The sequence below is a fragment of the Streptosporangium sp. NPDC002524 genome (assembly GCF_040295985.1).
Classification (GTDB): domain Bacteria; phylum Actinomycetota; class Actinomycetes; order Streptosporangiales; family Streptosporangiaceae; genus Streptosporangium.
The window spans coordinates 59138-66432 of sequence record NZ_JBEOWK010000037.1 but is presented as its reverse complement, the minus strand read 5'-3'; the positions used below and the strand labels follow the sequence as shown (position 1 = coordinate 66432).

The 7295-nt window shown below is 68.4% G+C and carries 2 protein-coding genes; both read right to left on the bottom strand.

Going from position 1 to position 7295, the window contains the following annotated elements:
* Positions 1-5601 (bottom strand): ThuA domain-containing protein (locus ABT053_RS39575; protein WP_350976500.1); only part of this gene is annotated, 5601 nt, incomplete at its 3' end.
* 215 nt (positions 5602-5816) lie between these two features.
* Entirely contained in the window at positions 5817-7106 is a 1290-nt protein-coding gene (locus ABT053_RS39570) for an ROK family protein (RefSeq protein ID WP_350976498.1), read from the bottom strand.
* Positions 7107-7295 lie beyond the last annotated feature (189 nt).

Here is a 7295-nt window from a genome sequence, read left to right as displayed (position 1 = left end):
CTTCTTGACGATCTTCTTCTTGTCGCGCTCGCGCTCCTTGTCCTCGGAGACCATGACCTTGGAGATCTTGTCCTGGAGCTTCGCGGCGCCGGTGGCCGTCAGCTGCCCGGCCGCCTCGAACCGCTCGATCAGGGCGGAGATGTCGTCGGTCGAGGTGACCGTCTTGAACGTGACCGTCTGCTCGGACGTGCCGCCGGACTCGGTCTCGACGGTGACGGTGAGCGTGTGCTCGCCCAGGGCCAGCTTGTGGAGCTGCTGGACGGTCCCGGACGTGAACGGCTGGCCGTCCAGCTTGCCGGTCACGGTCTTGACGCCGGTGCCGGAGACCTCCCAGGCGATGGTGAGGTCCTGGCTGTCGCCGTACTCGGTACCGTCCGCGACACCGGAGATGAGGATGGTGGGCGCGGTGCCGCCGTCCTCGATCTTGATGGTCGCGGCCTTGGTCTCCTCGACGTTGCCGGCCTTGTCGGTGGCGCGGTAGCGCAGCTCGTGGTCGCCCGCACCGGTGACGTTGACCGTCGTGGTGTAGGGCGTCCAGTCGCCGCTGTCGAGGGCGTACTCGATCTTCTCCACGCCGGACGTCGCGTCCGCCGCGGCGAGGGTCACCGGCACCGTGCCCTGGCCGACCGGGAGGAAGTCCGCGGTCGTGGTGGGCGCGGTCGCGTCGACCTTGACGGCGAGCGTCTTGGTCGCCTCGACGTTGCCCGCCTTGTCGACGGAACGGTACGCCAGGGTGTGGTTCCCGTCACCGGTGATGACCACCGGCTCCAGGTACGTGGTCCAGGCGCCGTTGTCGAGCTGGAACTCGGTCTTGTCGACACCGCTGCCCTGCGCCTCGTCGGCGCCGGCCAGCGCGACCAGGATCAGGCTGTTGAACCATCCGCTCGCCGGCTGGGCCGGGTCGGGGGTGGCCGTGGTGACCGGAGCGGTCGAGTCGTCCGTACCGCCACCGCCGCCGTTGACGCGGAAGTAGTCGAACTTGACCGTCTTGGACGCCTGCTGCGCGGTGCCGATGGTGTAGACACCGATCTTGCCGCTGCCGACGGCGGTGTTCGTCACCGCCTGCGCGAACTCGGTCCACGTGGTGCCGTCGGCGGAGTAGGAACCCTTGAAGCTGGTCCCCTCCTTCTTCAGGCGGAGGTGCCAGACGCCCTGGGTGAGCGAGCCGATCTGCGGCTGCGGGTCCAGGACGGTTCCGGCGACCTCGCTGCGCAGCTCGATCCGCCGCGACACCGCGGAGCCCGCGGTGTTGTCGACGACGTAGTCGAGCTTCACGTAGTCGTCGTCACCGGTGTAGACGATCAGGCCGCCCTGCTGGTACTGCTCGTTCAGCGCCGACCCGTCGACCTTCGTCTCCAGCGTCCAGTCGCCGCTCGGCGCCGTCTGCAGGATGAAGTTCTTCGGAGCGGTGTTGCCGGTCCCGAAGATGTCGCCCGTCTGGGTGTCGATCTCCAGGTTGCCGCCGGTGACCCGGGCGGCCGAGCTGTCACCACGGACGATCGCGTTCCAGCGGCAGGCGTCCAGGGACGTGCCGTTGAACTCGTCGCTCGGCTCCGCCGTACCGGCGGTGTCGTCGGGCGTGATGTGGAACCAGTCGAACGCGGCGTCGATGACCGGCTTGCTGGTACCGGTGCTCGCGAACGAGATGAGACCGATGCGCGGGTTGGTGATCCCGGCCAGCGCCTTGGTCTCCGGCATGGCGGTGAAGGTGGTGCCGTCAGCCGAGTAATGAGCGGTGAGGTTGGTGCCGTCGCTCATGAACCGGACGTAGTAGGTGTCGGGGAAGGCGTTACCGAGGTTGGCGGTGTTGCTCGCCGCCACCTCGTTCGGCACGCCGTTCTCTTCCCGGATGAACTGGAAGATACGAGCGGCGTGGTCGGGGGTGGCACTCCGGCCCTGGAGCACCATCTTGGCGTAGTTGTTGTCGTCGCCGTACACGACCAGGCCGGCCTGCTGGTACTGCTGGCTGGCGGCCATCGTCACCTTGGTGGTGGCGGTCCAGGCGCCCTGCGGCAGCGGCTGCAACGTGATGTTGGTCACGGTTCCGGGGCCGGTGTTGTAGATCTCGGTCAATGACGTCGGCAGGATGAGCTTGCCGTCCGCCACCCTCAGGTTCTGGTCCTCACGGACGACCGACCAGCGGTCGCGGTCCAGAGAGGTGCCCAGGAAGTCGTCGGAACGACCGGTGAAGCAGGTGGTGCTCGGCGGGTCCACCTTGATGGAGATGGTCTTGCTCGTCGAGGCACCCTTGGTGTCGGTCACGGTCACCGTGGCGGTGTACGTGCCGGGGGCGGTGTAGGTGTGGCTCGCGTTGGCGGTGGCCGGCTCGGGCGAGCCGTTCACGCCGAAGTTCCACTTGTAGGTGAGCGGGGTGTTGTTGTCGGGGTCGGTGGCGGTCGAGGTGAAGTCGACCTTCAGCGGGGCGATGCCCGTGACCGGGGTCGCCGACGCGGTCACCGTCGGGCGCTGGTTGTCGGTCGCGCCCTGGCCGATGAAGTCGACCCAGTTGAAGTTGAGCAGGTAGGCGTCGTTGGCCGCGCTCGCCGGCTTGCGCACGATGAAGAACAGCGGGCCGGTCGTCGCCGGGACGTTGGTCAGGTCGACCGTGACGTCCTTGTACGTCTGCCAGCCGCCGGTGGGCGTGATGTCGACCGAGCCCACCAGGGTCCCGGTGTCGGCGTTGCCCGCCTTGATCTGCACGGTGCCGCCGGCGCCGCCCGAGGAGACCCGGAACCGGACCTGGGAGATGCCGCCCAGGTTGATCGGGGTGTAGGCCCAGTAGTCGCCGTCGTTGGTGAAGCCGATGTTCTGGGCGCCACCCTGAGGGTCGGCACCCGTCTCGGTCTGGACGCCGGGGGCGTCGGTGCCGGTGCCGCCCGCGACGCGGCCGGTCGACGAGAAGTGCTCGGCCTGCTTGCGCTTGGGCTGGAGGATGACCTCGGCCCGCCCGGTCAGCGACTGGCCGCCGCCCGAGCCGCCCTTGTCGGCGTAGGTGGCCTCAAGGATGTAGAACAGGTTGTCGTCGATGCCGTGGCCGCTGTCGGACAGCGTCTGGATGGTGCCCTCGCAGCCGTCGTGCTGGTCGAGCGGGTGACCGTGGCTGTCGTGGCCCAGGTACGCCTGGATCTTGACGTCGTCACAGTCGATCGTGCCGTCCTCGGCGTCGGTGACGGCGATCTTGTAGTTCACCTGGTCGCCGAACTCGAAGAACGCGCCGTTCGGCGGCAGCTCGAAGGTGACCACCGGACGGGTGTTGCCCGCCGTGATCGGCAGGTTCGCCGTGCCGCTGAGGCCGTCGGGGTTGCTGACGGTCAGGACCGCGCTGTACTGCCCGGCCTGGGTGTAGGTGTGCGAGGGGTTGGCCTCGGTGGAGTCGACGGTGTCGTTGCCGTCGAAGTCCCACGCGTAGGTGAGCGGCTTGCCGTCGGGGTCGCTCGATCCCTGGCTGGAGAACTGCACGGTCAGCGGGGCCGGGCCGTCGGTCTTGTCCGCGGTGATGCGGGCGACCGGCGGGCGGGTGCCCTTGGCGTACTCGATGCGGTAGATGCCGGAGTCGGCGTTGTCGCCGCCGAAGCCGGAGCCCCACTCGATCAGGTACAGCGCGCCGTCGGGACCGAACTTGATGTCCATGGGGCGCTTGAAGCTCATGGAGCTCAGGATCTGGTTGATCTTGATCTGGGCGTCGCCGGCCTCGTTGAGCTGGAACGAGAACATCTTGTTCGTGTTCCACTCACCGAAGATCGCCTTACCGTCCCAGTAGGCCGGCCACTTGACGGGCGACTCCAGGTCGGCGTCGTAGCGGTAGACCGGGCCCGCCATCGGCGCGCCACCGTTGAGCTCCGGGAAGGAGTTCGGGTTGGTGGAGCCGGTGTAGGGGATCGCCGCCGGGATCGCCGGGGGCAGGTTGGTCAGGCCCGTGTTGTTGGGCGAGTCGTTCACCGGCGCGGCGCAGTTGTAGGCCGCCCCCGACGCCTTGGTGGCGAAGTTGTAGTCGATGTACGGGGTGTTGTCGCCCACGCAGAACGGCCAGCCGTAGTTGCCCGGCTTGCTGACCAGGTTCCACTCGACGGTGCCCCGCGGACCGCGGGTGGCGCTCGCGGCACCGGCGTCGGGTCCGTAGTCGGCCACCATGACGTGACCGGTCTTCGGGTCCAGGCCCATGCGGAACGGGTTACGGAAGCCCATGCCGTAGATCTCGGGCTTGGTCTTCTCGGTGCCCGCCGGGAACAGGTTCCCGGTCGGCACGGTGTAGGTGCCGTCGTCCTGCGGGGTGATGCGCAGCAGCTTGCCGCTCAGGTCGTTGGTGTTGCCCGAGGTGCGCTGCGCGTCCCACGAGGACCGGCCCGCCTGCTCGTCGGTCGGCGTGTAGCCGTCCGAGGCGAACGGGTTGGTGTTGTCACCGGTGGCGAGCCACAGGTCGCCGGTCTTGTGGTCCATGAGCATGCCGCCACCGTGGTGGCAGCACTCGGCCCGCTGCACCGGCACGTCGAGGACGACCTTCTCGCTGGAGAAGTCGAGAGTGTCGCCGTTGACCGTGAACCGGCTCAGCCGGTCGACGTTCGGGCTCGTCGGCGAGTAGTAGAGGTACAGCCACTTGTTGGTGTCGAAGTCCGGGTCCAGCGCCAGGCCGAGCAGGCCGCTCTCGTTGGCGGTGAACACGTTCAGGTGACCGGCCGTCACGGTCGAGCCGGTGGTCTTGATGATCTTGACGTCGCCCAGGCGGTCGATGTAGAAGACACGGCCGTCCTTGGCGATGTCGGTCATCATCGGGTTGGCCGTGTTGTCGTCAAGGGTGACCTTGTCGAAGCTGCCGCTCTGCGAGGCGGAGCAGTCGGCCTTCTCGGCGCCCGCCGCGGTCTTGATCCCGCCGAGGAGCATCTTGGTGAAGTTCGGCTCGGCGAAGCTCTCCTTGGTGTGGCCGAGGCCGGTGTACCAGGAGCGCCCGCCGTCGTAGTCCTGACACCAGGAGATCGGGTGGTCGATGCCCTGCGTGGAGCCGGTGTAGGACTTCTGGTCCATCGACTGCAGCACGTGCACGCTGTTGCGCGGGTTGGCCTGGAAGTCGTACCACTCGTCGACGCGGGTCCACGAGGTGGGCAGGTGCGAGGTCGACGGGTGGGCGAGGTCCTCGGTGACGACCTTCGCCTGCTGGGTCGCCGGGTGCGACTTGAAGTAGGCGCCGACGAGCTTGCCGTACCACTCCCAGTTGTAGCCGCTGTCGGAGGCCGCGTGGATGCCGGCGAAGCCGCCGCCACCCTGGATGTAGCGCTCGAAGGCGGCCTTCTGGTCCGGCGTGGTGAGGGGGTCACCGGTGGTGGACATGAAGATGACGGCCTGGTACTGCGCCAGGTTGGCGTCGGTGAACTGGGCGCTGTCCTCGGTCGTGTCGACCGCGAAGTTGTTCTCCAGGCCGAGCTTCTGGACGGCGGCGATCCCCTCGGGGATCGAGTCGTGCCGGAAGCCGCTGGTCTTGGAGAAGACCAGGACCTTGAAGTCGGGGTCGGCGGCGTTCGCCGACGACGACAGGGCCGCGGAGGCGTTCGCCGGCGACGTCATGAGTGTGAAGACGGGGATCAGGGGCAGGACGAGGGCCACGGCCATCGTCGTCGCCGTCTGACGTAGGGAGCGGGTTTTGATTCTCGGCAGGATCGTTGAGAGCCTGGCCCACGTTCGAGAACGTGGTGACATGGGGTGATTCCTTCCCTGACTTGGGGGGTCGTCAGGCAAAGCGCGCGCCGCCGCACTGGTGCCACTTGGGACATGAGGTTGGGTACTGCAGTGGCTGGAGGGTGCTTCCTCCAGGCTTTGGGGGGCCGTCAGATGACCGACAGCCGGGGTGGTGGATCCATGATCATGGTCGGATGGTCGATGAGCCGGTTCACCACCATGCTCGCGGCGCCCCGTGAGGCGGCGCCGAAGCCGAGGTCGGAGGCGACGAACCGGCACTGGTTGGCGGAGCCAGCCACGACCAGCCGTTCCAGCTCCGCCTGGGCGTGGGGCAGCAGCCATTCGGCGAGCGTGGCGAAGTAACCACCGACGACGATCACACGCGGGTTGAACAGGTTGGCGAGGATCGAGCCGCCGAGCCCGAGCCACCGCCCCACCCGCGCGACCGCGTCCATCATCCGGTGGTCGCCCGAGGCCAGTCCTCCGGCGATCTCCGTCGCGTACTCCTCGGGGTCGGACGTCGACGGTCCGGCCGGCTGGTACGCCCGGTCGGGCATGGCCGTCCGCACCAGCGCCGCCAGTCCCACCTTGGTCTCCCAGCAGCCGTGCCGCCCGCAGCCGCAGCGGGCGCCGCCCGGGTCGACCGGCAGGTGCCCGACCTCGCCGGAGAAGCCGTCCGCGCCGCGCAGCAGCTTGCCGTCGACGAAGATGCCGCCGCCCACGCCCACGTCACCGGTCAGGTAGACGAGATGGGGGGTGCCGGCGGCGACGCCGGAGGTGTGCTCGGCCACGGCCGCGAGGTTGGCGTCGTTGTCCACCGAGACTGGAACGCTCCACGGGCCGAGTGAGGCCGACAGCCGTTCCGCCAGCGGCAGGTCACGCCAGCCCAGGTTGGGCGCGAACGTGACGACGCCGCGTGCCACGTCGACCAGGCCGGGCACCGCGACCCCGAGGCCGGCCGGGACCGCCTCGGCCCGCTCCATCGCCTCGACGGCCTCCAGTGCCGTCCGGCCGAGCACGCGCAGCGCGCGGTCCGGCCCGCCGGCTATCGCGTCGAAGCCGACCCTGCGCTCCACGAGGACCCGGCCGCCGAGGTCGGACCCGTGGACCGAGATGTGGTCGACGTTGATCTCCAGACCCAGCGCGCCGATGTGCGCGCCGTGCAGGGCGAGGGGCCGCCGGGGACGGCCGATCGCGCCGACGTGTTCCGTGTCGACCTCCTGGACCAGCCGCCGATCGACCAGCTGAGACACCAGGTTGGAGACCGTGGCCCGGTGCAGGCCGGTCACCTCCGCGATGTCGGCCCGGGACTGGCACGCGTTGTCCCGCAGGTGACGCAGGACAAGCGAGAGGTTCGTCTGACGGACCATGGGAGAGCTGGTCGGCAGGGCGGTACCGGCCGCGTACGGGACGTTGTACTCCTGGTTCACGCGAGGCACCGCCTTTCGTTTGTCTCGGCAATTAACTAATGAGGTTTGTAACACGCAGGTGTCCGATGTGCACCTTATTGCGAGGTAACGAGTTGACATCTTCAGATATGCGCAGGTGGGAGGCGTGGGCGTCCCGTAGCTGGACCGTTACATTTGCACCTTTCGTCTCTTCCGACGGGCGCCCGAGCTTCGCGGTAC